Annotated in this window: 19 protein-coding genes; 9 read left to right on the forward strand and 10 right to left on the reverse strand. The window is 70.7% G+C overall.

Going from position 1 to position 24,761, the window contains the following annotated elements; genetic code table 11:
- Positions 1–18: 18 nt before the first annotated feature.
- Entirely contained in the window at positions 19–1,119 is a 1,101-nt protein-coding gene (locus tag ACQP2T_RS54225; RefSeq protein ID WP_433512589.1) for an anhydro-N-acetylmuramic acid kinase, read from the reverse strand.
- Between the two features lie 326 nt (positions 1,120–1,445).
- Positions 1,446–2,975 (reverse strand): glycoside hydrolase family 10 protein, encoded by a 1,530-nt coding sequence (locus tag ACQP2T_RS54230; protein ID WP_433512590.1) that lies wholly within the window; start codon positions 2,973–2,975, stop codon positions 1,446–1,448.
- Positions 2,976–3,065: 90 nt separating this feature from the next.
- Between ACQP2T_RS54230 and ACQP2T_RS54235 the strand changes: the two genes are divergently transcribed.
- The 3 genes from ACQP2T_RS54235 to ACQP2T_RS54245 all read left to right on the forward strand — a co-directional run bounded on the left by ACQP2T_RS54235 (position 3,066) and on the right by ACQP2T_RS54245 (position 7,583).
- Positions 3,066–4,496, forward strand: a complete 1,431-nt coding sequence (locus ACQP2T_RS54235) for a glycoside hydrolase family 3 protein (protein ID WP_433512591.1) — start codon at positions 3,066–3,068, stop codon at positions 4,494–4,496.
- Between the two features lie 115 nt (positions 4,497–4,611).
- Positions 4,612–5,505: a MurR/RpiR family transcriptional regulator gene (locus tag ACQP2T_RS54240; RefSeq protein WP_433512592.1), complete on the forward strand. Its 894-nt coding sequence runs from the start codon at positions 4,612–4,614 to the stop codon at positions 5,503–5,505.
- Positions 5,506–5,993: 488 nt separating this feature from the next.
- On the forward strand, positions 5,994–7,583 hold the full coding sequence (locus tag ACQP2T_RS54245) for a thiamine pyrophosphate-dependent enzyme (RefSeq protein WP_433512593.1): 1,590 nt from the start codon (positions 5,994–5,996) through the stop codon (positions 7,581–7,583).
- A gap of 29 nt (positions 7,584–7,612) precedes the next feature.
- Here the strand turns inward: ACQP2T_RS54245 and ACQP2T_RS54250 are convergent, their stop codons facing one another.
- Complete coding sequence (locus ACQP2T_RS54250; protein WP_433512594.1) at positions 7,613–8,458, reverse strand: bifunctional methylenetetrahydrofolate dehydrogenase/methenyltetrahydrofolate cyclohydrolase; 846 nt, start codon at positions 8,456–8,458, stop codon at positions 7,613–7,615.
- A gap of 119 nt (positions 8,459–8,577) precedes the next feature.
- Here ACQP2T_RS54250 and ACQP2T_RS54255 point away from each other — a divergent pair, with 119 nt between their 5' ends.
- The 3 genes from ACQP2T_RS54255 to ACQP2T_RS54265 are packed head-to-tail and all read left to right on the forward strand — an operon-like array spanning position 8,578 to position 14,779.
- Positions 8,578–12,843 carry a glycoside hydrolase family 38 C-terminal domain-containing protein gene (locus ACQP2T_RS54255; protein ID WP_433512595.1) on the forward strand — a complete coding sequence of 1,422 codons (4,266 nt, stop codon included), beginning with the start codon at positions 8,578–8,580 and terminating at the stop codon, positions 12,841–12,843.
- Positions 12,840–13,790, forward strand: coding sequence for a DUF7158 domain-containing protein (locus ACQP2T_RS54260; RefSeq protein WP_433512596.1), 951 nt, complete (start codon positions 12,840–12,842; stop codon positions 13,788–13,790). The genes ACQP2T_RS54255 and ACQP2T_RS54260 overlap by 4 nt, the downstream gene beginning before the upstream one ends.
- Positions 13,790–14,779 (forward strand): ROK family protein, encoded by a 990-nt coding sequence (locus ACQP2T_RS54265; RefSeq protein ID WP_433512597.1) that lies wholly within the window; start codon positions 13,790–13,792, stop codon positions 14,777–14,779. Before ACQP2T_RS54260 ends, ACQP2T_RS54265 begins: the two co-directional genes overlap by 1 nt.
- A gap of 45 nt (positions 14,780–14,824) precedes the next feature.
- On the opposite strand, the gene ACQP2T_RS54270 is transcribed toward ACQP2T_RS54265, so the two are convergent.
- The 3 genes from ACQP2T_RS54270 to purN all read right to left on the reverse strand — a co-directional run bounded on the left by ACQP2T_RS54270 (position 14,825) and on the right by purN (position 17,261).
- Complete coding sequence (locus ACQP2T_RS54270; RefSeq protein WP_433512598.1) at positions 14,825–15,007, reverse strand: hypothetical protein; 183 nt, start codon at positions 15,005–15,007, stop codon at positions 14,825–14,827.
- Between the two features lie 134 nt (positions 15,008–15,141).
- Positions 15,142–16,683, reverse strand: coding sequence for a bifunctional phosphoribosylaminoimidazolecarboxamide formyltransferase/IMP cyclohydrolase (gene purH, locus ACQP2T_RS54275; RefSeq protein ID WP_433512599.1), 1,542 nt, complete (start codon positions 16,681–16,683; stop codon positions 15,142–15,144).
- Positions 16,680–17,261 (reverse strand): phosphoribosylglycinamide formyltransferase, encoded by a 582-nt coding sequence (purN, locus tag ACQP2T_RS54280; protein ID WP_433512600.1) that lies wholly within the window; start codon positions 17,259–17,261, stop codon positions 16,680–16,682. Before purN ends, purH begins: the two co-directional genes overlap by 4 nt.
- 135 nt (positions 17,262–17,396) lie before the next feature.
- On the opposite strand from purN, the gene ACQP2T_RS54285 reads away from it, so the two are divergent.
- On the forward strand, positions 17,397–17,816 hold the full coding sequence (locus ACQP2T_RS54285) for a hypothetical protein (RefSeq protein WP_433512601.1): 420 nt from the start codon (positions 17,397–17,399) through the stop codon (positions 17,814–17,816).
- A gap of 24 nt (positions 17,817–17,840) precedes the next feature.
- Here ACQP2T_RS54285 and ACQP2T_RS54290 read toward each other — a convergent pair whose 3' ends face one another.
- On the reverse strand, positions 17,841–18,455 hold the full coding sequence (locus ACQP2T_RS54290; protein WP_433512602.1) for a TetR/AcrR family transcriptional regulator: 615 nt from the start codon (positions 18,453–18,455) through the stop codon (positions 17,841–17,843).
- Positions 18,456–18,525: 70 nt separating this feature from the next.
- Here ACQP2T_RS54290 and ACQP2T_RS54295 point away from each other — a divergent pair, with 70 nt between their 5' ends.
- Entirely contained in the window at positions 18,526–19,599 is a 1,074-nt protein-coding gene (locus tag ACQP2T_RS54295) for a hypothetical protein (RefSeq protein WP_433512603.1), read from the forward strand.
- A gap of 36 nt (positions 19,600–19,635) precedes the next feature.
- Here the strand turns inward: ACQP2T_RS54295 and ACQP2T_RS54300 are convergent, their stop codons facing one another.
- The 3 genes from ACQP2T_RS54300 to sucC all read right to left on the reverse strand — a co-directional run bounded on the left by ACQP2T_RS54300 (position 19,636) and on the right by sucC (position 23,486).
- Positions 19,636–21,240, reverse strand: a complete 1,605-nt coding sequence (locus tag ACQP2T_RS54300; protein ID WP_433512604.1) for a cell division protein PerM — start codon at positions 21,238–21,240, stop codon at positions 19,636–19,638.
- A 185-nt stretch (positions 21,241–21,425) separates the two neighbouring features.
- Positions 21,426–22,301, reverse strand: a complete 876-nt coding sequence (gene sucD, locus ACQP2T_RS54305) for a succinate--CoA ligase subunit alpha (RefSeq protein ID WP_219531323.1) — start codon at positions 22,299–22,301, stop codon at positions 21,426–21,428.
- Positions 22,302–22,304: 3 nt separating this feature from the next.
- On the reverse strand, positions 22,305–23,486 hold the full coding sequence (gene sucC / locus ACQP2T_RS54310; protein ID WP_433512605.1) for an ADP-forming succinate--CoA ligase subunit beta: 1,182 nt from the start codon (positions 23,484–23,486) through the stop codon (positions 22,305–22,307).
- 221 nt (positions 23,487–23,707) lie between these two features.
- On the opposite strand from sucC, the gene ACQP2T_RS54315 reads away from it, so the two are divergent.
- Positions 23,708–24,610, forward strand: coding sequence for a hypothetical protein (locus ACQP2T_RS54315; protein ID WP_433512606.1), 903 nt, complete (start codon positions 23,708–23,710; stop codon positions 24,608–24,610).
- Positions 24,611–24,761: the final 151 nt, after the last annotated feature.

Genomic DNA, 24,761 nt, shown 5'->3' on the forward strand with positions numbered 1-24,761 from the left:
GCCGCTGAACGCGGCCCACTAGAGGAAACGGATCGCGACCGGCGCCACGGCGAGGGGTTCCGGCAGCGCGAGCGGACCGGAGCCCGGCGTCACCGTGCCCAGAACGCGCGCCCCTGAGGCGCCCGTGCAACTGGGCACGGTCGACGGCAGACCGTGCGCGGTGAGCCAGCCGAACAACGAGAAGGCGATCGCCTCCTTCGCGTCGGCGGGCACGCCGAGCTCGTCGCTGGTCACGAGCCGCGTGTCCGGCACGCGTGCGCGCAGCATGCCCATGAGCGTGGGATTGCGCACACCGCCACCGGAGACGATCACGGTGTCGAGCCCATGCCGCCGGATCTCGGCCGCCACGGTCTCCGCGGTCAGTGCGGTGAGTGTTGCGACGAGGTCGGCCTGCGGGAGGTCCGCTTTGACGTACCCGGGCGTGAAAAGCTCTTTACCGGTGGATTTCGGCGGTTCCTTCGCGTAGTACGGCTCGGCGAGCAGCTCCGCCAGCAGCGCCTCGTCGACCGTCCCGGCCTCGCCGAGCACCCCGTCCTTGTCGTACGGGGGCGCGGCGGCGTCGATGAGCGCGCACGCGGGCCCGGTGTCGTAGGCGATGGCCGGCTCCCGCACGGTCAGATTGGCGATCCCGCCCAGATTCAACGCCCCCGTACGCCCCGGTAGGCCGGCCATGAGCAGCAGGTCGAGGTAGGAGACGAGCGGCGCCCCCTGCCCGCCCGCGGCCACGTCGCGCACCCGCACGTCCGACACCACCGGCAGCCCGGTACGCTCGGCGATCCAGGCCGGCTGGCCCAGCTGCAGGGTGCCGAGCACCCGGCCACCCTCCACCCAGTGGAAGAGCGTCTGCCCGTGGGAGCAGATCAGGTCGGCCGCCGGCCCCTCGGCCGCCGCCTCGGCGAACGCCTGGCCGATGAGCGTGTCCAGGGCGCACACCTCGCCCAGGTCGATCTTGCTGGGCGGCAGCGCGGCCACGATACGGGCTCTCAGCCCGGGCTCGTACGGCCGCTCGCCGGTGTGGACCAGCGTGCCGGTCAGCACACCGCCATCCAGCGACCAGTCCACGACCGCACTGTCTATCCCGTCATGGGACGTGCCCGAGATAAGACCGAGAACCCGCATCGCACTCCGTTCGTCTGCTACCCCGAAGGGACTCCAACCACGACGGACCGTCGTCCTCCGCTTCCCCGAAGGGGGTGTCCCACCTAGGGACGACGGACCGTCTCCCGCTCCCCCGAAGGGGATCTCCCCCGAAGGACGCCAGCCACAACGAACCGCCTTCCTCCGCTCCCCCGAAGGGGGTCTCCCTCCAAAAGGACACCAGCCACCACGGACCGCCTGCTTCTCCTCCCCCGAAGGGGGCATCCCACCCAAAGGACACCAGCCACCACGGACCGTCACAAAGATCGAGTCGGTCGTGTTGACAACCCCCCGAGGAACCACCGCACTCAGAGCACCCGGAACCCGTTACTCGGCTTGCTGGTCCGGTTGGCCCGGTCGACGGCGACCACGTAGTAGTGATCCCCGCGCTTGCCCTCCGGGTCCACCCATTGCACCTGCCGGTCCCCCGGTAGCACCGCGACCAGGTTCCGGGCATCGGCGAACGCACCAGACGCGGCCTTACCGGGGAACCGGAAGATGGCGAACTGGAAGGGCTCGTGCCGATCCGTCGCGACCGCGCGTACCTCCACCCCGCCGTGCTTCCGCAGCGCGTACGCCAGCACCGGCCGGTGCGGCGCCTCGCCGCCCGCCAGCCTGGTCAGCACCGGGGCCAGCGCGGGCCGGGTGTAGTGGTCGTTCACGGCCGTGCTGATCGAGCCGATCCGATCGGCGCGCAGGTCGTTGGCGTTGTACCAGATGTCACCGCTGACCGGCGGGTTGTCCCGGTTGAGCATGAGGTGCTTGGACAGCTCGGCCGGGTTCTGCCATTCGGGCGCGGTCTGGGCGGGGTCGCCCGCCTTGTAGGCGGCCTGGCCGATCCAGAGCAGCGTGCCGGTTCCGTTCGCCACGTCGGACCACCACGGGACGAGCTTGGCGTAGTCGGCCGGCGGCTGGCCGATGTACCAGTAGAGCTGGGGTGCGATGTAGTCGAGCCAGCCCTTCTTCACCCAGCCCCTGGTGTCGGCGTGCAGGCTGTCGTACGACTGGCCGCCGCTGGTGTCGGAGCCGAGCGGGTCGCTGGCCTTGTTGCGCCAGATGCCCGACGGGCTGATGCCCCAGGCGATCTCCGGCTTGACCGCGCGCACGCGCTGCTGCATCTCCGAGACCATGAGGTCGACGTTGTTGCGCCGCCAGGTGGCCAGGTCCGGGAAGCCGGATCCGTACTGGGCGAAGGCGGCGCTGTCGTCGAAGGCCGTGGTGTTCGTCGGGTAGAAGTAGTCGTCGAAGTGCAGGCCGTCGATGTCGTACCGGGTGACCGCGTCCATGATCGCGTCCTGGCAGAACTTCCGCACCTCGGGCATGCCGGGGTTGTAGTAGAGCTTGCCGCCGAACGGCAGGATCCAGTCGGGGTGCTTGCGTCCCGGGTGGTCGGGGTGCAGCTTGGCCGGGTCGGCCTGCATCGAGACCCGGTACGGGTTGAACCAGGCGTGGAAGGCCAGCCCGCGCTTGTGCGTCTCCTCCACGATGAAGCCCAGCGGGTCGTAGCCGGGGTCCTGCCCCTGGGTGCCGGTCAGCCATTGCGACCACGGTTCGAACGGCGACGGCCAGAACGCGTCGGCGGTCGGCCTGATCTGCACGAAGACGGAGTTCAGCTTGCGCTGCACGGCCAGGTCCAGCCAGGCGAGGTATTCGGCCTTCTGCTGTTCGACGGTCAGCCCGGTCTTGGAGGGCCAGTTGATGTTGACCACGGAGGCGATCCACATGCCGCGCATCTGACGCAGCGGCGGGACGTAGTCTGCGGCGAAGGCGGGAAGCGGTACGACGGAGGCGGCAGCGGCGAGGGCGAGGCCCTTCAGTAACGTCCTTCGGCTGGGCATGGGGGGTTTGGCCTCTCGGAAGTGGTTGTGTCGAGGGCGACGATGACAGAAAATTACCTTCAATTCAACAATCGTGAAGGAAAATGCCGCATGTCCCCTGACCTGTACCGACTGGCGATGACAGTGCTCCAGCCAGGCTATGAAGGCACGTCCGCTCCCGACTGGTTGCTCAGGGCGCTCGGCGAAGGACTCGGCGGCCTGGTGCTGTTCGCCCGCAACAACCCCGGGCAGCAGCTCGTCCAGCGCTTTCGCGCCGAGAACCCGGGCGCCGTCGTCGCGATCGACGAGGAGGGCGGGGCGGTCACCCGCCTGGAGGTCGCCTCCGGCAGTTCCTTCCCGGGCAACCGGGCGCTCGGCGTGGTGGACGACGTGGCCCTGACGGAGCGCGTGGGCCGCCAGATCGGCCGGATGCTCGCCGAAGCCGACATCACGCTCAACTACGCGCCTTCCGCCGACGTCAACGCCAACCCCGCCAACCCGGTGATCGGCGTCCGCTCGTTCGGCCCGACCGCCGACCTGGTCTCCCGCCACACCGTGGCCTACGTCAACGGGGTACAGGGCGCCGGGGTCGCCGCCTGCGCCAAGCACTTCCCCGGCCACGGTGACACGGTCACGGACTCGCACCTGGCGCTGCCGACCGTACACGCCTCGCGCGAACTGATCGACGAGCGGGACCTGCCGCCGTTCAGGGCGGCCATCGCGGCCGGGGTGCGCTCGGTCATGTCGGGTCACCTGCTCGTCCCCGCCCTCGACCCGTCGATGCCCGCGACGCTCAGCCGTACCGTCATGACCGAGCTCCTCAGGGGCGAGCTCGGCTTCGACGGAATGCTGGTCACCGACGCGATCGAGATGCGGGCGGTGGCCGCGATGTTCGAGCCCGGGGAGATCGCGGTCCGGGCGCTCGGCGCGGGCGTCGACGCCATCTGCGTGGGCCTGTCGACCGAGCGGAGCCTGCACGACATCCGCGACGCCATCGTGGCCGCCGTCCAGTCTGGCGTGCTCCCCGAGGAGCGCCTGGCCGAGGCCGCCGCCCGGGTCCTCGCGCTGTCCGGCTGGTACGCCCAGCAGTCGGCGCTGCGCGACAAGGCCCGCGCCGACGTCGACGAGAGCGTGGGCCTGGAGGCCGCCAGGGCCGCGCTGACCGTGACGGGGACGGCCACCTTGACCCGGCCGCCGCTGGTCGTGGAGGTCAACACGCGCTTCAACAAGGCGGTGGACCCCTCGACGCCGACCGGCATCACGGCGGCGCTCAGCACGCTGCTGCCGGGGACCACGCGGATCCAGATGGAGCCGGAGGGTGAGCTGCCGCCGTTCGACGACCGGCCGGTCGTCCTCGTGGTGCACGACGCTGCCCGTTATCCGTGGGTACGGGAGACGGTGGCGCGGGCCGTACAGATGCGGCCGGAGGTGATCGTCGTGGACACCGGCATTCCTGGTACGCCCGACGGGGCCGCGCACCTGGTCACGCATGGCATCTCGCGCGTCTCGGCGCAGGCGGCGGCCGAATGGCTGACCCGGTGACCGGGCGTCTCCGTCTATCGACGGGCTGGTTGTTGGTGTCCTGGCTGTTGACGGGCCCGCTGTTGACGGCCTGGCTGTTGACGGGCTTGTTGTTGACGGCCTGGCTGTTGACGGCGTGGGCGGGCTGGCCATCGACGGGCTGGGCGGGCGGATGAACGAGCCGGCCAACCCCGTGGCCGCCGTCCGTGCGGTGCTACCGTCCCTGACGCCGGCCGCGCAGGCCATCGCGCGCATCATCCTCGCCGACCCCGGCGTGGTCGTCCGGAGCACGATCACCGAGTTCAGCGGGGTGTCCGGGACGAGCGAGGCGACGATCGTACGCACTGCCAGGGCGCTCGGCTTCGCCGGCTACTCGCAGATGCGCTTCGCCCTGGCCGCCGCCGTGGCCAAGGAGCCCGAGCGGCTGGTGCCCGGCGACCTCGGCCCCGATGACCCGCTCACCGACGTCATCGCCAAGGTGGCGCGGGCCGAGTCGGAGGCGCTGGCCGACACGGCGGCGCAACTCGACCCCGAGCCGCTCGGGGAGGTCGTCACGGCCATCGCGAGGGCCCGGCGGGTGGACGTGTACGGCGTGGCGGCCTCCGGGCTCGTGGCGGCCGACATGTCCCAGAAGCTGCTGCGGATCGGCCTGTCCAGCCACCCGTTCAGCGACGCCCACCTGGCGCTGACCAGCGCGGCCCTGCTGCGGGCGGGCGACGTGGTGGTGGCGATCAGCTGCGGCGGCGAGACGCCGGACGTACTGGACCCGGCCCGCACGGCCGGGGAGGCGGGGGCGCTGGTGGTCGCGATCACCAACAATCCGCGGTCGTCGCTGGCCGGGCTGGCCGACTACACGCTGGTGTCGGCGGGCCGGGAGACCGCGTTCCGGCCTGGGGCGCTGGCCAGCCGGATCAGCCAGCTCCTGATCGTCGACTGCATCTTCGTCGGGTTGGCGCAGCGGACGTACGACAGGGCTGACGCCGCGATCCGCGCCACGAAGGAGGCTACGGACCGGTATCGGCGCCGGTAGTGCGGGTGATTGCTACGGATTTCCCGGGGTCCGTCACGCGACCGTCTCGATCTTTGTGACGGTCCGTAGTGGCTTAGGTCCTTCTGTAGGGATACCCCCTTCGGGGGAGTGGAAGTAGACGGTCTGTCGTGGCTGGGGTTCTTGGGGAGGGATACCTCCTCCGGGGGAGCGGAAGATGACGGTCCGTCGCGGCTGAGGTCCTTGGGGAGCGATACCCCCTCCGGTGGGAGCGGAAGTGGACGGTCCGTCGCGGCTGAGGTCCTTGGGGAGGGATACCCCCCACCCAGGGGGAGCGGAAGTGGACGGCCTGTCGCGGCTGAGGTCCCAGGGAGAGACACCCCTCCGGGGAGACGAGGACGACGGTCTACCTGGGAAAACGGGTGATCGTGCTATCGTCGTCACCCACGGTGATCATGGGCGGGGAGCAGGCTCGGCCGGGCGCTGTGAAGACACACGGTGGGCGGACTCAGGCGGGCACGGTGAGCGCGGTGAGCACGGTTCGAGAGGCCACGTTCGAGGTGCTGCGGTGGTTCGGGCTGACCACGATCTTCTGTAATCCGGGCTCGACCGAGGTCGCGCTGCTGACCGGGTTGCCCGACGACCTGCGGTTCGTGCTGGCTCTGCATGAGGGGTCGGTGGTCGGCATGGCCACCGGGTGGGCGATCGGGCACGGGGCCCCGGCGCTGGCCGTGCTGCACACCGCGGCGGGTCTGGGCAACGCGGTCGGCGCGATCGCCACCGCGCGGGCCAATCGGGTGCCGCTGGTGATCCTGGTCGGGCAGCAGGATCGTCGTCATCTGGCGTTGGAGCCGTTCCTGACCGGGCGGCTGGCGGGGCTGGCCGGGGACTATCCGGTGTGGGTCGACCAACCGGTGCGGGCGCAGGATGTGCCGGGTGCCGTGGCGCGGGCCTGCCACGAAGCGGTCACGTTCCGGGGGCCCGCGCTGGTGGTGGTGCCGTTGGACGACTGGGCGGCGCCGTTCCAGGACGAGACGATCGCGGCGCCGACGCGGCTGCTGCGGCCGGCCGCCGTGCCGGACGAATCGCTCGCGCCTCTGGCCGCGCTGCTGTCCGAGGCCCGCTCTCCGGCGATCGTCGCGGGCGCGGGTGTTCGCCAGGCGGGGTGGGCGGCGGTAGTAGCGCTTGCCGAGCGGTTGGGGTGTCCGGTCTGGCAGGAGTCGTTCGGCGCCATGGCGGGGTTCCCGCAGGACCATCCGCAGTACGCCGGGGTGCTGCCCGCCGATCGTGCTCGGCTGCGCGCGGCGCTGGCGGCGCACGACGTGGTGCTCGCCGTGGGTGCCCCGGTCTTCCGTCAGTACCCGTTCGACACCGGTCCGCTGGTCGAGCCCGGCACCACTGTCGCGCTCGTCACCGACGACCCGGCCGAGGCGCACCGCAGTCCGGCCGACCTGGCCTATCTCGCCGCCCCGGCCGCCGTTTGTGAGCGGTTGGCCGTACTCGTGCCTGCCAGGCCCGCTCCGCTGCGGCCCGCGCCTGATGGGCCCGGGTTGCCCCCGGAAGGGGAGGTTCTGCGAGCCGCGCACGTCCTGCACCAACTCGCCAGGCGGCTGCCCGCCGATGCGGTGCTCGTCGAGGAGACGCCGTCGTCGCGCCCTGACCTACACCGGCTGGTTCCGGCCCGTAACCCGCTCGGCTTCGTGTCGGCCGCCATGGGCGGGCTGGGGTTCGGCGTGCCCGCGGCGGTCGGCCTGCGCATGTCACTGCCCGACCGGCCGGTGGTCGCGGTGGTGGGTGACGGCTCGGCGCTGTACGGGGTGCACGCGCTGTGGAGCGCGGCGCACTACCGGGTGGGCGCGCTGTTCGTGGTGCTCGCCAACGGCCGGTACGCGATCATGGACCGGCTGGCCGACAAGGCGGGCGGCAAGGCGCCATGGCCCGCGTTCACCGAGGTCAGCATGGGCGGGATGGCCCGGTCGCTGGGCTGCGCGGCCAGGCGGGTGGACACGGCGGAGGAGCTCGCGGCGGTGCTCGACGAGGTGGTGCCCACGCTCGTGGACCGCGAGGAGCCCCTGCTGCTTGAGGTGACCGTCGCCGTGGACCCCGACTTCCAGCCGTAAGAAGCTTCCAGCCGTAAGAAGAACGCCGATCAGGCGCGTTCGGCGGCCTCGACCACGTTGGAGAGCAGGAGGGCGCGGGTCATCGGGCCGACGCCGCCAGGGTTGGGGGTCAGGAAGCCTGCCACCTCCTCCACCTCGGCCGCCACGTCACCGGCGATCTTGCCGTCCACTCGCGAGACGCCCACGTCGAGCACGGCCGCACCCGGCTTGACCATGGCCGGGGTGATGAGGCCGGGCACCCCTGCGGCGGCCACCACGATGTCGGCGTGGCGGACGTGCGCGGCCAGGTCGCGGGTGCCGGTGTGGCAGAGGGTGACCGTGGCGTTCTCGCTGCGCCGGGTCAGCAGCAGGCCGAGCGAGCGGCCCACCGTGATGCCGCGGCCGACCACGGCCACCTCGGCGCCCTTGATCGGCACGCCGTACTCCTGGAGGAGCAGCACGATGCCGTGCGGCGTGCAGGGCAGCGGCGCGTCGACCATGTGGACCAGGCGGCCCAGGTTGACCGGGTGCAGGCCGTCGGCGTCCTTGGCCGGGTCCATGCGCTCCAGCAGCGCCATCGTGTCGAGGTGGCGGGGCAGCGGGAGCTGGACGATGTAGCCGGTGCACTCCGGCGAGGCGTTGAGCTCGTCGATGGCCGCCTCGACCTCGGCCTGGGTGGCGTCGGCCGGGAGGTCCACGCGGATGGAGGCGATGCCGACCTCGGCACAGTCGCGGTGCTTGCCCGCCACATAGATCTGGCTGCCGGGGTCGTCGCCGACCAGCACGGTGCCGAGACCGGGGGTGATGCCACGCTCTCTGAGCGCGGTCACCCGCGTCGCGAGGTCGGCCTTGATCCTGGCTGCGGTCGCCTTGCCGTCGAGTTTCACTGCGCTCATGTCTCGCCATCCTTCCACGAGATCCATGAGTTCGCTGGGAGTGGTGATGACATCGTTGTCATCGATCTTGGAACGGCATATGGTGACGTCACCGCCTATGTGCCCACTAAGGAGTCGTCTTGCCTGCTCACTTGCTGTCCGCAGAGTCGACCGACCTGTTCGTCGGCACGGCGGAGCGTCCGTACCAGGTGCTCAAAGTCACGCTGGAGCCGGATGGGCAGGAGACGCCACTCGACGTCCGTGGTCCCGGGGTGTCCTGCGCGGCCCCCGTGAGCGTGCCACCGGGGGCGGGCCCGGTCACCGTCGAGGTGCCGCTGGACGTCAGCGTTCCGTACGGGAGCGTGGTGCCCTGCACCGTCACCTTCGGCGACGCGACGCTCGACGTCGAGGTCACGGCCGAGGAGCCCGGCTGGACGATGTACATGGTGTCGCACTTCCACTACGACCCGGTCTGGTGGAACACGCAGGCCGCCTACACCAGCCCCTGGGAGCTGCTCTCGGTCGACGCGACGACCCGGCCGCTGTGGGAGCACAACGCGTTCGCGCTGGTCGAGGCGCATATCGAGCTGGCGTTGCGCGATCCCGACTACCGCTTCGTGCTGGCCGAGGTCGACTATCTCAAGCCGTTCTTCGACACCCACCCCGAGCGCCGGGCCGACCTGCGCGCGCTGCTCGACGAGGGCCGGGTGGAGCTCCTCGGCGGGACGTACAACGAGCCGAACACGAACCTGACCGGCGCCGAGAGCACCATCCGCAACATCGTGTACGGCATCGGCTACCAGCGCGACATCCTCGGCGGCGACCCGCGTACGGCCTGGCAGCTCGACGTGTTCGGGCACGACCCGCAGTTCCCCGGCTACCTGGCGGCGGCCGGGCTGACCGGCAGCGCGTGGGCCCGGGGGCCGTTCCACCAGTGGGGGCCGATCAGCAAGAACTTCAGGGAGGCCAAGAACGACGCCTCCCTGATGCAGTTCCCGAGCGAGTTCGAGTGGATCTCGCCGTCGGGGCAGGGCGTGCTGACGCACTACATGCCCGCCCACTACTCGGCGGGCTGGTGGATGGACTCCTCGCCGTCGCTGGAGGAGGCGACGCGGGCGACGTACGAGCTCTACCGCTCGCTGAAGCCCGTGGCCGCGACCCGGAACATCCTGCTGCCCGTCGGCACCGACTACACCCCGCCGAACAAGTGGGTGACCGACATCCACCGGACCTGGGCGGCCCGGTACGTCTGGCCCCGGTTCGTCTGCGGCACGCCACGGGACTTCCTCGACGCGGTGCGTGGGGAAATATCAGCATTTAGCCCGCAAACCCGGGATATGAACCCCATCTATACCGGCAAAGACGTCTCGTACATCGACACCAAGCAGGCCCAGCGCGCGGCCGAGGTGGCGGCGCTCGACGCCGAGCGGCTGTCGGCGTTCGCGTCGCTGCTGGGGCTGGGTGGTTATCCACACACCGCGCTGGACAAGGTGTGGCGGCAGCTGGCGTACGGCGCGCACCACGACGGGATCACCGGCTCCGAGTCGGACCAGGTCTACATCGACCTGCTGACGGGCTGGCGCGAGGCGCACGACCTGGCCGCCGACGCCCGTGACCGCGCACTGGACGCGCTGCTCGGCCAGATCTCGCTCGACGGCCGCAGTGTCGTGGTCACCAACACGCTGCCGTTCGCGCGTGACGGCCTGGTGCGGGTACGTCTCGCGCCGGGTGAGCGGGTGGCGGGCGACGTCCCGGCCATCGAAGAGGACGGCACGCTGGTCTTTCTGGCCAAGGATGTGCCCTCGATGGGCTGGCGGACGTACCGGATCGTCGAAGGGGCGGCCGACACCTGGCAGCCGCTGCCCGGGACCGCCATCTCGAACGACCGGTGGCGCGTCGTCGCCGATCCGGCGCGCGGCGGCGGTCTGGAGTCCGTGTTCGACCGCGCCTCGGGCCGCGAGCTGCTGTCGGGGCTCGGGAACGAGCTGCGGCTGTACGACGAATACCCGACGCACCCCGACATGGGCGAGGGCCCGTGGCACCTGCTGCCGACCGGTCACGCCACCGGCTCCGGCGACGCCGCCGCGCTGGCCGTACACGCCTCGCAGAGTCCCCTCGGGCAGCGCCTGACCATCACCGGCCAGGTGGGCGAGGTGTCCTATGAGCAGGTCATCACGCTCTGGACCGGTTCGGAGCGGGTCGAGTTCACCACCCGCGTGCTCGACTACACCGGCGCCGACCGGCTGCTCCGGGTCCGTTTCCCGGCACAGGTGACGGGCGCGCTGCCGGTCTCCGACGTGGCGGGCGCCGTGGTGGGGCGCGGGTTCGCGCAGCCCGAGGTCGACACCGCCGAGCACCCGTGGACGCTCGACAACCCGGCCAACACGTGGTTCGGGCTGTCCGCCACGGCCAGGGTGGACCTGGGCGAGGCGGGCGCGCGGGCGCTAGGGGTCGCCGAGGTGGTGGTGCCCACTCTGGAGGACGCGCCCGGGGCCCGTTCGCTGGTGGTGGCGCTGGCCCGCGCGGGCGTGACCGCCACGACCTCGTCCGCCTCCGGCTCCCGGTACGGCTGGCTGGACGTCGACTCGAACCTGCCGGACGTACGCATCATCCTGGGCGGCCCGGACGTCAACCCGCTGGCCGCCGAGCTCCTCGACCGCAGCGACCCGGCCTTCCTCGACGCGCTCAAGTCGGGGGCGCCGCTGGTCTGGGTACCCGCCGAACGGCCGCTGGCCGAGGTGTGGCAGCCCAGCGCCGACCTGCGTGACGTACGCGCGCTGCCCGCGCTCATCGTCGCCGGTCCGGTGGAGGAGCTGATCGCGGATCTGGCGGATGCCGTGATCTCCGCCGTTTGCCCGGTGGGCGAGGAGGTGCTGGAGTCTCGAACGGTCGCGCTGCTCACGTACGGATTGCCGGGGTTCGCGGTGGATTCCGCGGGGGCGTTGCACCTGTCGCTCATGCGGTCCTGTACCGGGTGGCCGTCGGGGGTTTGGCTGGATCCGCCTCGGCGTACCGGGCCTGATGGGGCGGGGTTCCAGGTGCAGCACTGGACGCACGAGTTCTCGTACGCGCTGGCCGGCGGCGACGGCGACTGGCGGGCGTTGCGGCTGCCGGCGGCGGGACAGGAGTTCATCACGCCGATGCTGGCGCGAGAGGTCGCACCGGCCGCCGACGGCACGTTGCCCCAGGTGCACTCGCTCCTGCGGGTGGAGCCCGCCCGGGACGTCCTGCTCGGCACCATCAAGGCCACCGGCAACCCGCACGCCCACGGCCTGTCCCCCGCAGGCGGCCTGTCCTCCACCGGCGCCCCGGCGCCCACCGACGGCGTCACCATTCGGCTCGTGGAGTCGACGGGGCTCGGTTCGCGGGCCGCGATCGAATCGCCGGTCCTGGACCTCGACGGCCTCATCCACGCCGACCTGCTGGAACGGCCCGGTGATCCGGTGACCACGCTCGACCTGGCCGGGGCCGAGGTCGCCACCTACCTCGCCCCCGCCCCGCCGCGGCCCGCGCGCCCCGACCTGGGCGCCACCGCCGAGCAGGCCCAGCCCGTCTACAGCCGCTACTGGCTGCACAACAAGGGGCCCGCGCCGCTCGGCTACCTCCCGGTATCGATCGCCGTCACGCCCGGTCTCGTCACACCCGTCGCGACCTCACAGGGAGCGGCCTCACAGGGGGCGGTCTCACAGGGGGCGGTCTCACAGGGGGCGGTCTCACAGGAGGCGGCCTCACAGGAGGCGGCCTCGCAAGAGGCAGTCGAGGTGACGGTCGTGGTGTCGTCCCATCTCGTCGACGCGCCGCACGAGGGCGTGGTGGACATCCGCGTCCCAGACGGCTGGAGCGCCACGCCCGCCCAGCGCGCCTTCCGCCTCGAACCCGGCGGCCACCTCCGCTTCCCCGTCACCGTCACACCCGCCCCCGGCCAGGGCCTGTACTTCGTCTCCGCCCGCACCTCTGTGGGCGGCCAGCTGGTGGAGGACGTCGCCACCGTCGCGCTGAGCGAGGTGCCCGAGCTGCCCGTCGAGGGCGCCGTCCCGAACATGCGCGACGCGTTCAACGGGACCCAGGCCACCGAGGGCCGCGCGACCGGCCTGACCGTCACCGCCCTCACGGAATCGCTCTCCCTCCGCCCCGGCGACCGCACGTCTCTGGTCGTACGGCTGGCGAACACCACCTCCGACGAGATCCGCGGCGAGTCCCAGCTCGCGGCCCCCTGGGGCTCGTGGGAGCTCCTGCCCACGGTCATCCAGGGCTTCACCGCGGCGCCGGGCGAGACTGTCGACGTGTCGTTCCCTGTGGAGGTGCCGTACGACATGGCGGCCGGGCACTTCTGGGCGCTGGCCAAGGTCATGTGGTACGGCCGCTGCCAGTACGCCCCCGCCGTCCGCTTGGAGGTAACTCGATGAACCACGCTCTCACCGATACGGCGGGCGGTCCCGTACGGGAGCGGCCCGCCGCGACCGGGGCGGCCACCGCGCCTGGTATAGGCGCGGTGATCGGCTGGGTCGGCGGGCGGCCGATCTCCCGTGAGCCGCTGGACCGGCGGGTCCGTGAGCTGCGCGACAGCCCGCTCAGCGCGGCCCTGCCGCTGCCGGGCAGCTCCGAGGACCGGCAGCTGGCCAGGTGGCTGACGCAGGTGATCCTCACCGAGGCATTGTGCGAGGACGAGGCCACGGCCCGTGGGCTGTCGCCGGTGGAGGTCGGGCGGCTAGACCCGCTGGCCGCCGTGGAGCTGGGGTCGATCAACGCCTCCGCGTACAACGGGAGCCCGTGGGTCCGCGCGCTGTTCGAGCACCTGACGGCCACTGTCGAGGTGCCGCCGGAGTGGCGGTCGCCGACGACGGCACAGGAGGCGACAGCACAGGAGGCGACAGCGCAGGGCGCGGCGCCGACTACGGCCCAGGGCACAGCACACGGGACGGCGCAGGGAGCGGCGCAGGGGGCGGCCCAAGGGAGGGCCCAGGGCACGGCCCGCGAGGCGGCCTGGCATGTCGTGCGCCATCGGGTGTTCGCCGACCGCGCCGACGCGGCCGTCGCCACAGCCGACGATCTGGAACCGCTGGGGCCGGTGACGCTGGCCTCCCTGCCGTCGGCGATCGCCGACGCCATCCCGCGCCGGCCGTACGGGATGCTCGTCGGTCCGGTCGAGGACACGCTGGGCTGGCACGTAGCGGTGGCCCAACCGGCGCCCACCCCAGCCCCCTCCCCCGGTGCGGTATCGCAGCGGGAGGCCGCGCGGCGGCGGATGTTCGCGCGGTGGCTCGACGAGTCGCGGGCCGCCAAGGTCGAACTCGTGCCCGGACTGGAACATCCTGGCGATCCCCGCCAGCCCGACAACCACCACAAACACTGATGGCCCGCGTACTCGCCATCGACATCGGGGGAACCAAGCTCGCCGCCGCACTGGTGGACGAGACGGGTTCCATGCTGCGTTCCGCGACCCGGCCCACGCCGCGTACGGACGTCATGGTCGCTCTGGCGGCGCTGATCGAGGAGGTGACCGGGGACGGTCCGGCGCCGGAGGCGGTCGGGATCGGCTGCGCCGGGCCGCTGGACCTGGCCGCCGGGACCGTCAGCCCCGTCAACATGCCCAGCTGGCGCGGCTTCCCGCTGCGTGAGGAGGTTCGCGCGCTGACCGGCCTGCCGACCATGCTGGCCGGTGACGCGCAGTGCATGGCGCTCGGGGAGCACTGGCTGGGCGCGGGGCGCGGGAGTTCGGCGCTGCTCGGCATCGTGGTGTCGACCGGGATCGGCGGCGGACTGGTGATCGACGGCGTCCCGCTCCTGGGCCCCAACGGAAATGCCGGGCATGTCGGTCACATGACCATCGACCCGTACGGCGAGCGCTGCGAGTGCGGCGGGCGTGGCTGCGTCGAGCACTACTCCAGCGGCCCGAACCTGGCCCGCTGGGCGCTGGCCAACGGCTGGACCCCGGGCCGCCCTGACGGGCTGGACGGCCCAGCCGACGCTCGGAGCAACGCGGCCGACGCGCCGGGCGGCACGGCCAGTGCGCAGAACGGCGCGGCCGACGCGCGGGCGCTGGCGCGGGACGCGGCAGGTGGGGATCCCGTGGCGGTGGCGGCGTTCGAACGGGGCGCCAGGGCACTGGCCGGCATGATCGCCTCGACCGCGGCGGCGGTCGAGCTCACCAAGGTGGTCATCGGCGGCGGCGTCTCAGCGGCGGGACCGGTCCTGTTCGACCCGTTGGCGCGGGCGCTGGACGACGTGGCCGGGCTGGCGTTCGTCAGGGCGGTGAAGGTGGAGCCGACCACCCTGGGGGTACGGGCCGGACTCGCCGGAGCCGCGAAGCTCGCCTGGAGCCAGTCCCGTACAGCCGTCTGAGACGTTCGGGTACGGCCGCCTGAGGCGCTCAGGCGGCCGGGCGGGCTACTCGCGCTCGGCGGCCTGGGCCGCGCGCCGCTCGATGATGCGGCGGGTGAACGGGATGACCTCTACGACGCGCGCCCCGAAGTAGGCACCGAGGAAGGCGAGCACCACCAACATGACCGGGCTGGTGGCGATCCCGTTCATGGTCACGAAGGCATACAGAACCGAGTCGAGCGGCGCCATAAGGAGTACTCCCGGAGAACGGACGAGCGGCAAGGCCCACAGCGTAACCGGACATTACTTATGCTTGTGCGCAAAAGGGCGGGTTCATACCGCCCTTTTGCTCAGGACCATCAGTGGAATGTCGCGCCGGATCGTCAGTGGAAGAAGTGGCGCGTACCCGTGAAGTAGAGCGCCACGCCCGCCTTCTCCGCCGCCTCGATGGCCAGCTGGTCGCGGACGGATCCGCCGGGCTCCACGACGGCCTTGACGCCCGCCTCGATCAGCACCTCAAGCCCGTCGGGGAACGGGAAGAACGCATCCGAGGCGGCCACCGACCCCTTGGCCCGCGCGTCGGCGCGGCTCACCGCCAGGCGGCACGAGTCGACCCGGTTGACCTGCCCCATCCCGACGCCCACGGTCGCCCCGCCGGAGGCCAGCAGGATGGCGTTGGACTTGACCGAGCGGCAGGCCCGCCACGCGAACGCCAGGTCGGCCAGCATCTCCTCGGAGACCGGCTCGCCCGCCTTGAGCTGCCAGTGGTCCGGCGCGTCGCCGGACGCGTCGACCCGGTCGCTCTGCTGGACGAGCAGGCCGCCGTCGATCCGGCGGAACTCGGCGGGGTTGGCCGGGCCCGAGGGACAGATCAGCAGGCGGACGTTCTTCTTCTGCGTGAGTACGGCCAGCGCCTCGGGCTCGTAGGACGGCGCCACGACGACCTCGGTGAACACCTCGGCGATCTGCCGGGCCAGCTCGGCCGTGACGGCCCCGTTGACCGCGATGACGCCCCCGTACGCCGAGACCGGGTCACAGGCGTGCGCCTTGCGGTGCGCGTCGGCGACATCGGAACCGATGGCGATGCCACAGGGGTTCTGGTGCTTGATGATCGCGACGCAGGGCTCGGCGAAGTCCCAGGCCGCCCGCCAGGCCGCGTCGGCGTCGAGGTAGTTGTTGTAGGACATCTCCTTGCCGTGCACCTGCTCGGCATTGGCCAGGCCGTCGAGGCCACCACTGTAGAGGGCGGCGGACTGGTGCGGGTTCTCGCCGTAGCGCAGGGTCGACTTGCGCTTCCAGGTGGCGCCCATGAACGAGGGCCAGCCTTCGTCGACCCGGTAGGCGTTGGCGAACCAGGAGGCCACGGCCACGTCATAGGAGGCCGTGTGGGCGTAGGCGATGCCCGCCAGCCGCCGGCGTTCGGTCAGCGTGAAGCCGCCCTCGCCGAGCGCGCCCACCACGTCGCCGTAGAAGCGCGGGTCGACCACGACGGCGCAGGTGCTGTGGTTCTTGGCGGCGCCGCGGATCATCGCGGGCCCGCCGATGTCGATCTGCTCGACGCACTCCTCGTCGGACGCGCCGGAGGCCACCGTCTGCTCGAACGGGTAGAGGTTGACCACCACCAGCTGGAACGGGTCGATCTCCAGCTCGTCGAGCTGGGCCACGTGGTGCGGCTTGGTGAGGTCGGCCAGCAGCCCGGCGTGTACGCGCGGGTGGAGCGTCTTGACCCGGCCGTCGAGGCACTCGGGGAACCCGGTCAGCTGCTCGACCTTGGTGACGGGGATGCCGTAGGAGGCGATGGCGGCGGCGGTGCCGCCCGTTGACACGATCTCCACCCCCGCGCCGTCCAGAGCCCTGGCCAGCTCCTCCAGCCCGGACTTGTCGTACACCGCGATCAGCGCGCGCCGGATGGCGATGCGAGTCACTTCGATTCCCCTTCTGCTTGGCTACCTGATTGGTTACCGATTTGGACGGTCCGTCCGCTGACCGTCCAGCCCTCGCGGACCATCCGGCCGACGATCTCGACGAGCAGGCGGCGCTCGACGGTCTTGATGCGCTCGTGCAGCACCGCCTCGTCGTCACCCGGTAGTACGCTCACGGCCTCCTGGGCGACGATCGGCCCGCTGTCGACGCCGGCGTCGGCCAGCATGACCGTGCAGCCCGTCACCTTGACCCCGTGGGCGAGCGCGTCACGCACCCCGTGCGCACCCGGGAAGGAGGGCAGCAGCGCGGGATGGGTGTTGAGCACCGGGAACGCGTCGAGCGTCGGGGCGCCGATGATCTTCATGAAGCCCGCCGACACCACCAGGTCGGGCTCGTAGGAAGCGATCCGGTCGGCGAGCGCGATATTCCACTCCGACCGCTTCTCGTAATCACCCAGTTTTTCGACGAAAGTAGGGACGTCAGCCCGCGACGCCCGAGCCAGTCCCTCGATGCCGTCTCTGTCCGCACCGACAGCCACCACGCGGGCGCCGTAGGACGGGTCGGCCGAAGCGTCCAGCAAGGCCTGTAGGTTTGTTCCAGAGCCGGAGACGAGGACGACGAGCCGCCCAGCCTTTGACACGCGCACTCCAATGAGAAAACCGGGGTGGGGTTGCAAGCGTATCCGCTCTTCGTCCGGCGACGCAGAGGAGGTCAGGTGTCGACACCGGTGCAGGCACCGGCGGGTCAGCATCCCGCGGAATCCGCGGGCCGCCGAGCCATCTGGTTGGCCATCGCGGCGCTGGCCATGACGTTCATGCTGCCGCTGGCGGGGCTGGTCATGGCGGTGTTCGCGCTGATGGCGGGCATTCGCGCGCTGCCCCAGCTGAAGCGCGCGGAAAAGCCGCAGGGCATCGCCGTGGGCGGCATCGCCATCTCCTCGGTCGCCCTCACGCTGTCGGCCCTGGCCACCGCGATGCAGCTCTATCTGATGGACGAATACTCCGCCTACCAGAACTGCATGAAGGGCGCGGGCACCGTCTCGTCGCAGGGCGAGTGCTTCACCCAGTTCAGGGACGCGGCGCAGAAGAAGCTCCCGCCGGACGTACTCGAACTCCTGGGCGCGGTGCAGCCTTAGCCGAAGCGGCTATCCCTCCACCCATCACAGCGAGTCCAGGCCGCGCATCGCGATGTCCACGGCCTGTCCGGTTGACGCCAAATACTCCTGCTCCGCCTCGCCGTACATCTCCATGCTGGCCATCCCGGCCGCCTGCACCGCACCCATGAACGCGCCGGTCGCCGCCGCGGCGCTGATGGGGTCCAGCCTGTCGGGGAAGGCCGTCAGCAACGCGGCGGCGATCCGGCGTTGCGCGTCGAACATCATGTGAAGGGCCTTCGCCTGTACGGCGGGCACCGTCGCGAGCAGCCTCTGGTAGAGATCCTTCAGCTCCGGATCCCCGGCCCACGGCCCCTGAGTGAGGTAATGGGCAATGGCTTGGTCGTAGGTCCTGCGCAGCACCTGCTGCAGCGTGTCGTCCGGGGCGCGGTCGGCGATCACCTCCAGCGCCAGCCCGTAGAACCGCTCGACGTCGGCGAACAGCACGTGCTCCTTGCTCGGGAAGTAGTTGAAGAACGTCTTGGTGGCCACGTCCGCCGCGGCGGCGATCTGTGCGCCGGTGGTCTGCTCATAACCCTGCTCGGTGAAGAGCCGGATTGCCGCACGGATGAGCAGGTGCCTGGTCTGTCGCTTCTTGCGTTCACGCAGCGTCTCCTCCATAGCTGCAATCTTACACTAGAATAAATTTACACGATTGTATTTTTGCGCTAAGTGGTGGTATCCAGGAGTCATGAGCCAAAGAGTGTTACTCCCTCGCCTGGCGCCCGCCATCGGGCTGTTCTTCCTGGCGCCACTGACCGCCGAGTACCTGATGGGCAACGCACCGATCACCCACATCCAGAACCTGCTCGGCCTGGCCCCCCTGTACGGCGGCGGCGCCCTCCTCATCCGTGAGTTCGCCCGCCGTACCGGACGCGGCTGGCCTGCCATGATGACCCTCGCGCTGGCCTACGGCATGATCGAGGAGTCCTTCGTCACCCAGACGCTGTGGGACTCGAACTGGGTGGTCGGCGCACACACCCTCGAGTACGGCTTCATCCCCGCGCTCGGCCTGGCCGGACCATGGACGCTGTTCATGGTCGGCGTGCACACGGTGTTCAGCATCAGCGCCCCGATCGCGGTCGCGGAGACCCTCGCCGGCTCGCGGCGCGCCACGCCTTGGCTGGGCAAGATCGGCCTCACCGTCGCGGGCGTGCTGTATGCGGTCGTCGCCCTGGGCGCCGGCATCATGCAGGCGGTCTTCGGCCACCATGCCTCCGCGCTCCAGCTCATCGGCGCCGGAGTCGTCATCGCCGCGATCATCGTCGTCGGCGTCCGCCTCCCCAGGCGCACCACCGACGTCCCCCTGCTGCCCGGTCGCGCCCCCAGCCCGTGGGTCGCCGGTGCTCTCGCCATGGTCGCCGGAGCGGTCTTCGTGCTGCTGTACGCGGTCGACCCCACCGGCTTCACGCCCTGGCTGGCGGAGGCGATCCCCCTCCCGGCGTGGCTCAGCGTGGTCATCTATCTGACCCTGTTCGTCACCGTCGCCACCGTGGTGGTCCGCTGGTCACACCGCGCCGGCTGGTCGCAGGCCCACCGGCTGGCGCTCGCCGGCGGCGCCATGCTGACCTACGCCTGGCACTCCTTCCCCCAGAGGAACGTCACCCCGACGGTGCCGCCCACCCCGCCGACCAGCCTGGCGGAAGACCTGGCCAGTAACGCCATCCTCACCGCAGGCGCGGTGGCCCTGCTGACAGTCGCGGCTCTGCGCCTCCGCCGGCAATCGGTCACCGGTACGGAGGCTGTTCAACAGAGCCGACCATGAGAGTCGGCCGACCGCGGTGCATCGCGACGGCTGGAATCAGTCGCGATCCCAGGCATAGGGATCGACGTAGATGACATGGCCGCCACGATCGTCCGACTCGTCGACGATGTCCGTACGCGGCGGCCGATCCCGCTCCGGCAGGACCGGCAGGGCCTGGGCCAGCGTCTCCGCCGCGGCCGAGGCGTGCTCGTCCTGCCAGTCGTCCCGGATCACCGGAATGGCCTGGGTGTCGGCCTCGGTGGCGTCCATCCAGTGGCCGGGCAGGGGCCGGGCGTCGGCCTCGGCCAGGCCGACCTTGCTCGCCGCCCTGGCGATCGCGGCGCCCGCCTTTCGTACCGGCACGGCGGCCTTGTCGAGCGGGGCGCGGGCCCGCCGGTTGAGCAGGAGTACGTTGGCCACGCCCGCGGAGATGCCGGCGGCGACGCCCACTTCCAGGCCCACCGACAGCATCACCTCCCACGGCGACGGCCCGACCGTGGCCAGCCGCCCGCCGCCGATGGGGCCGCCGGACAGCGCGGCGAGCAGCGCGGCGACCAGGCCGGTGGTGATCCCGGTGAAGAACCCCCACAGCGGGGCGGCCTCGTACGACGGCGACGGCGCCATCCGGGCCACCACTATGCCGGCCACAGTCCCGGCGGCGAACGGCAGCGCGATCACCGCCATCGTCCAGCCGGGCACGGGACCGCTCTCGGGCAGCGCACCGAGCAGCGGCAGGCTCGGCACCGTGCCCAGCTGCACGCCCGTAGGCGCGACCAGGGTGTCGGCGCCGACGGCGAAGCCCGGCCCGGCGATGTAGGAGGCGGCCCAGATGACGGTGTTGAGCAGGTAGAGGACCTGGACCAGCAGGAGCAGCACGCCGCCCACGAACCCGGGCGCGAGCACGTTGGACAGCTCGCGTACCTGGCCGAAGTTCACGATCAGGGCCGTCAGCACGAGGGCCAGCCCGGCGACGAGCAGCACCGCCGTGGCCACGGCCGTGCCGACGGTCAGGGCGCGCACCCGCTCGGGCAGCAGACGCAGCATCGCCCGCCACGGGCCGATCGTCCGCGCCGTGGCCAGCGCCCCCGCGAAGAACGCCAGCACGAAGTGGCTGACCAGCGCCTCGCCGATGAACGGCTGGGTGATGTCGTTACGGGCGACGAGCGCGATGAGCCCGGCGAGCAGGGCGTAGGGGGCGGCCAGGGAGACTCCGGCCTGCGCGACCAGGACGAGCTGGGCCCGGCGGCGCGCGCTGGCCTGCTCGCGCGGGCTGTTCTTGGGCAGCCGGGCGGGCAGCCGCAGCCGCAGGTCGGCGTCGCGCGCCATCCACCGCCCGGCGCGGTAGAGCAGCACGGCGGGCAGGATCGTCAGGCCGAGCGGGAGCAGCCCCACCTTGCCACCGGGGATCGCGAACCCGGCGTGGTGGGCGGCCAGCCACACCTGCGCCGCCGTACGGAACACGCCCGGCAGCCCCGCGCCCAGCGCGCCGCGCGGCGCGGCGATCCACCCGACCAGGGTCAGCGTGGTGAGTACGGCCAGGCCGACGCCCAGCGTGATGGCGGCGGCGAGCATCCCGGACACGGGCAGCGGCCGGCGCGTCTCGTCGTCATCACTCGAGACGCCGGGCAGCCGACCTAGTACCGATTCGAGAAGCGCCGTCACAAGTAGTTATTTTCTCAAGCTTTACCAACCAACGCTTGGTTGACGCGCCGCGCGCAGGGCTTTCCCTCTCCCATTTTTCGCCCTCTTTGGGGGATCTCCGCAGTTTCACAAGGGACGCCATCCACCGGCTCGGCACAAAAAAGACGCCCCGCCACGAAACGGGCGGGGCGGTCTTCAGCCGGAAATCAGCGCGACTGCATGATCTCACGCATGAGGCGCGCGGTCTCGGACGGAGTCTTGCCGACGCGGACGCCCACCTTTTCGAGGGCCTCCTTCTTCGCCTGCGCGGTGCCGGCGGAGCCGGAGACGATGGCGCCGGCGTGGCCCATCGTCTTGCCCTCCGGGGCGGTGAAGCCCGCGACGTAGGCCACCACGGGCTTGGTGACGTGCTGCTCGATGTAGGCCGCGGCCCGCTCCTCGGCGTCGCCGCCGATCTCACCGATCATCACGATCGCGTCGGTGCCCGGGTCGTCCTGGAACGCCTGGAGCGCATCGATGTGCGTCGTGCCGATGACCGGGTCACCGCCGATGCCCACCGCGGTCGAGAAGCCGAAGTCGCGCAGCTCGTACATGAGCTGGTACGTCAGCGTGCCCGACTTGGACACCAGGCCGATGCGACCGGCCGTGGTGATGTCGGCGGGGATGATGCCGGCGTTGGAGGCGCCGGGCGAGGCGATGCCGGGGCAGTTGGGGCCGATGATGCGGGTCTTGTTGCCCTTGGCGATCGCGTACGCCCAGAACTCGGTCGAGTCGTGGACCGGCACGCCCTCGGTGATCACCACGCAGAGCGGGATCTCCGCGTCGATGGCCTCCTTGACGGCGTCCTTGGTGAAGGCCGGGGGCACGAAGGCGACCGACACGTCGGCGCCCGTCTGCTCCATGGCCTCCTTCACCGTGCCGAACACCGGCAGGCCCTCGTGCGTCGTGCCCGCCTTGCGGGCGTTGACGCCACCGACCACGCGGGCGCCGGAGGCGAGCATGCGGCGGGTGTGCTTGGTGCCCTCACCGCCGGTCATGCCCTGAACGATGATCTTGCTGTTCTCGGTCAGCCAGATAGCCATGTGTCACGCACCTACCGCAGCGAGCTCGGCGGCCCGCTTGGCCGCGTCGTCCATCGTGTCGACCAGCTCGACCCGCGGGAGCGCGGCGTCGGCCAGGATCTGCCGCCCGAGCAGGGCGTTGTTGCCGTCAAGCCGGACCACCAGCGGGTGGGTCACCGCTTCGCCGCGGCTCTCCAGCAGCTTGAAGGCCGAGATGATGCCGTTGGCCACCGCGTCGCAGGAGGTGATGCCGCCGAAGACGTTCACGAAGATCGACTTCACGCTCGGGTCGGAGAGGATGATCTCCAGGCCCGCGGCCATGACCTCGGCCGAGGCGCCGCCGCCGATGTCGAGGAAGTTGGCGGGCGACGGCTTGCCGGGGAACGCCTCGCCGGCGTAGGCGACCACGTCGAGGGTCGACATGACCAGGCCCGCGCCGTTGCCGATGATGCCCACGTCACCGTCGAGCTTGACGTAGTTGAGGTCCTTCTCCTTGGCCTTGGCCTCAAGGGGGTCCTCGGCGTTCTTGTCGGCGTACGCCTCGTGCTCCGGCTGGCGGAACGCGGCGTTGTCGTCGAGCGTGACCTTGCCGTCGAGCGCCTTCACCTGGCCGTCAGCCGACAGGATCATCGGGTTGACCTCGACCAGCGTGGCGTCCTCGTCGACGAACGCGCACCAGAGCTTCTCGATGAGCTCGGCGGCGCCGTCGAGCGCCTTCTCGGGCAGCCCGCCCGCGGCCGCGATCTCCCGCGCCCTGGCGCGGTCGATGCCGTCCAGCGCGGAGACCGGGATCTTGGCCACCTTGTCGGGCGAGGTGTGCGCGACCTCTTCGATCTCCATGCCGCCCGCGGCGGAGCAGATCGCGAGGAAGGTACGGTTCGCGCGGTCGAGCAGGAAGGAGAAGTAGTACTCCTCCGCGATCGCGCTGGCCTCCTCCACGAGCACCTTGTGGACCGTGTGGCCCTTGATGTCCATGCCCAGAATGGCGTTGGCCTTGTCGACGGCGTCGGCGGCGTCATCGGCCACCTTCACGCCACCGGCCTTGCCACGGCCTCCGGTCTTCACCTGGGCCTTGACGACGACGCGGCCGGTCAGCTGCTCAGCCGCCGCCCGTACCTCCTCCACGGTGTGAGCGACAATGCCGCGTGGCACCGGGATGCCGTAGTCAGCGAAGAGCTCCTTCGCCTGATGTTCGAACAGGTCCACGAGGGTCCGTCCTTGCTTATCCGACTGATGTTCGACGCTTGTCCGACTGAATGTTCGACGGCCCGGGCCACCCCGTGCGTGCGTGCCGGGCGTTTCCGCCAGTGAAGCCTAGCCCCAAGCTTGACCTGACCAGGTCATCGGGTCTCAGTTATCCCGTTATGTGACAGTGATCTCACTTCAGCACGATATTTCGGGACATCTGAAGAAGGGCACCCACATCTATGAGGCGATGGATCGCCGGCGCGGTGGCAGTTTCCGCGCTGGCCGTGGCCGCTCCCGCGTACGCGCAGGCCAAACCGGCGGACCCGGTGGCGGCGCTGAAGAAGCAGTTCGTCGCGGGGCAGGGAGTCAAGTTCGCCGAGCGGACCAGCATCAAGATCGGCGGTGAGTCGTACACCCAGGCCGACAGGCAGGGTGTGATCGGGTTCGACGCCAAGGGCATCGCGGGCGCGGAGAACACCCGTACGCCGATCCTCACGCCGCAGGAACGGGCGCGGCTGAAGAAGATGGCGGCGAAGGACGCCTCCGTCGCCGACGCCGTCGACCTGCTCACCGAGCGGATCTACCTCGTCAGCGTGGGCCGGCGCATGTACGTCAACGGCGGCCTGTACAGCACCCTCGTACCCGAGAACAAGAGCTGGGTCGGGATGAACGGCAGCCCGTCCTCGGCCGCTTATGGCGACCAGCTCATCAACGTCTTCGAACCGGCGACGCTCAAATACCTGCTGGCCAAGACGAAGACGGTAAGGGGCGCCCAGTATCGCGGCTCGATCACTTTCGCCGAGCTGTACAAGCTGTCGCCGACCTTCCGCGAGCAGATCGCGATGAAGCCCACCGGCAAACCCGCCAAAACCGTGATCTCCTGGCGCCTGACGCTCGACGCGCAGAAACTGGTGAAGCGGCTGGCCATCTCGTGGTCCATGAAGGCCACCAAGAAGGCCACCCTTCACGCTACGACAGAAAGCCGATACACCGAGTGGGGCACCGCGGTGAACGTGACCGCGCCTCCGTCCGACCAGGTCGCGGACATCAAGGACCTGACGAAGAAGGCCCCAGAGCCACCGGCCGCCATCGACAGGAACTACGTCAGCGTTCCGCCTGACGACGATGGAAACACCCCGTAGTCAGAAATTTCCACAAAGGGGCCCCGACGGCGTCGGGGCCCCTTCTGCACGAAAAATCCACATATTTTCCTCGCTGCGGACAATCGGTTGAGATATCGTCGTGATCTTCGTTTGGCAGGATCCTCCCGCTTCCGTAAATCAAGAGACGAGG

It is taken from the genome of Nonomuraea sp. CA-143628 (assembly GCF_050942315.1).
Taxonomy (GTDB): domain Bacteria; phylum Actinomycetota; class Actinomycetes; order Streptosporangiales; family Streptosporangiaceae; genus Nonomuraea.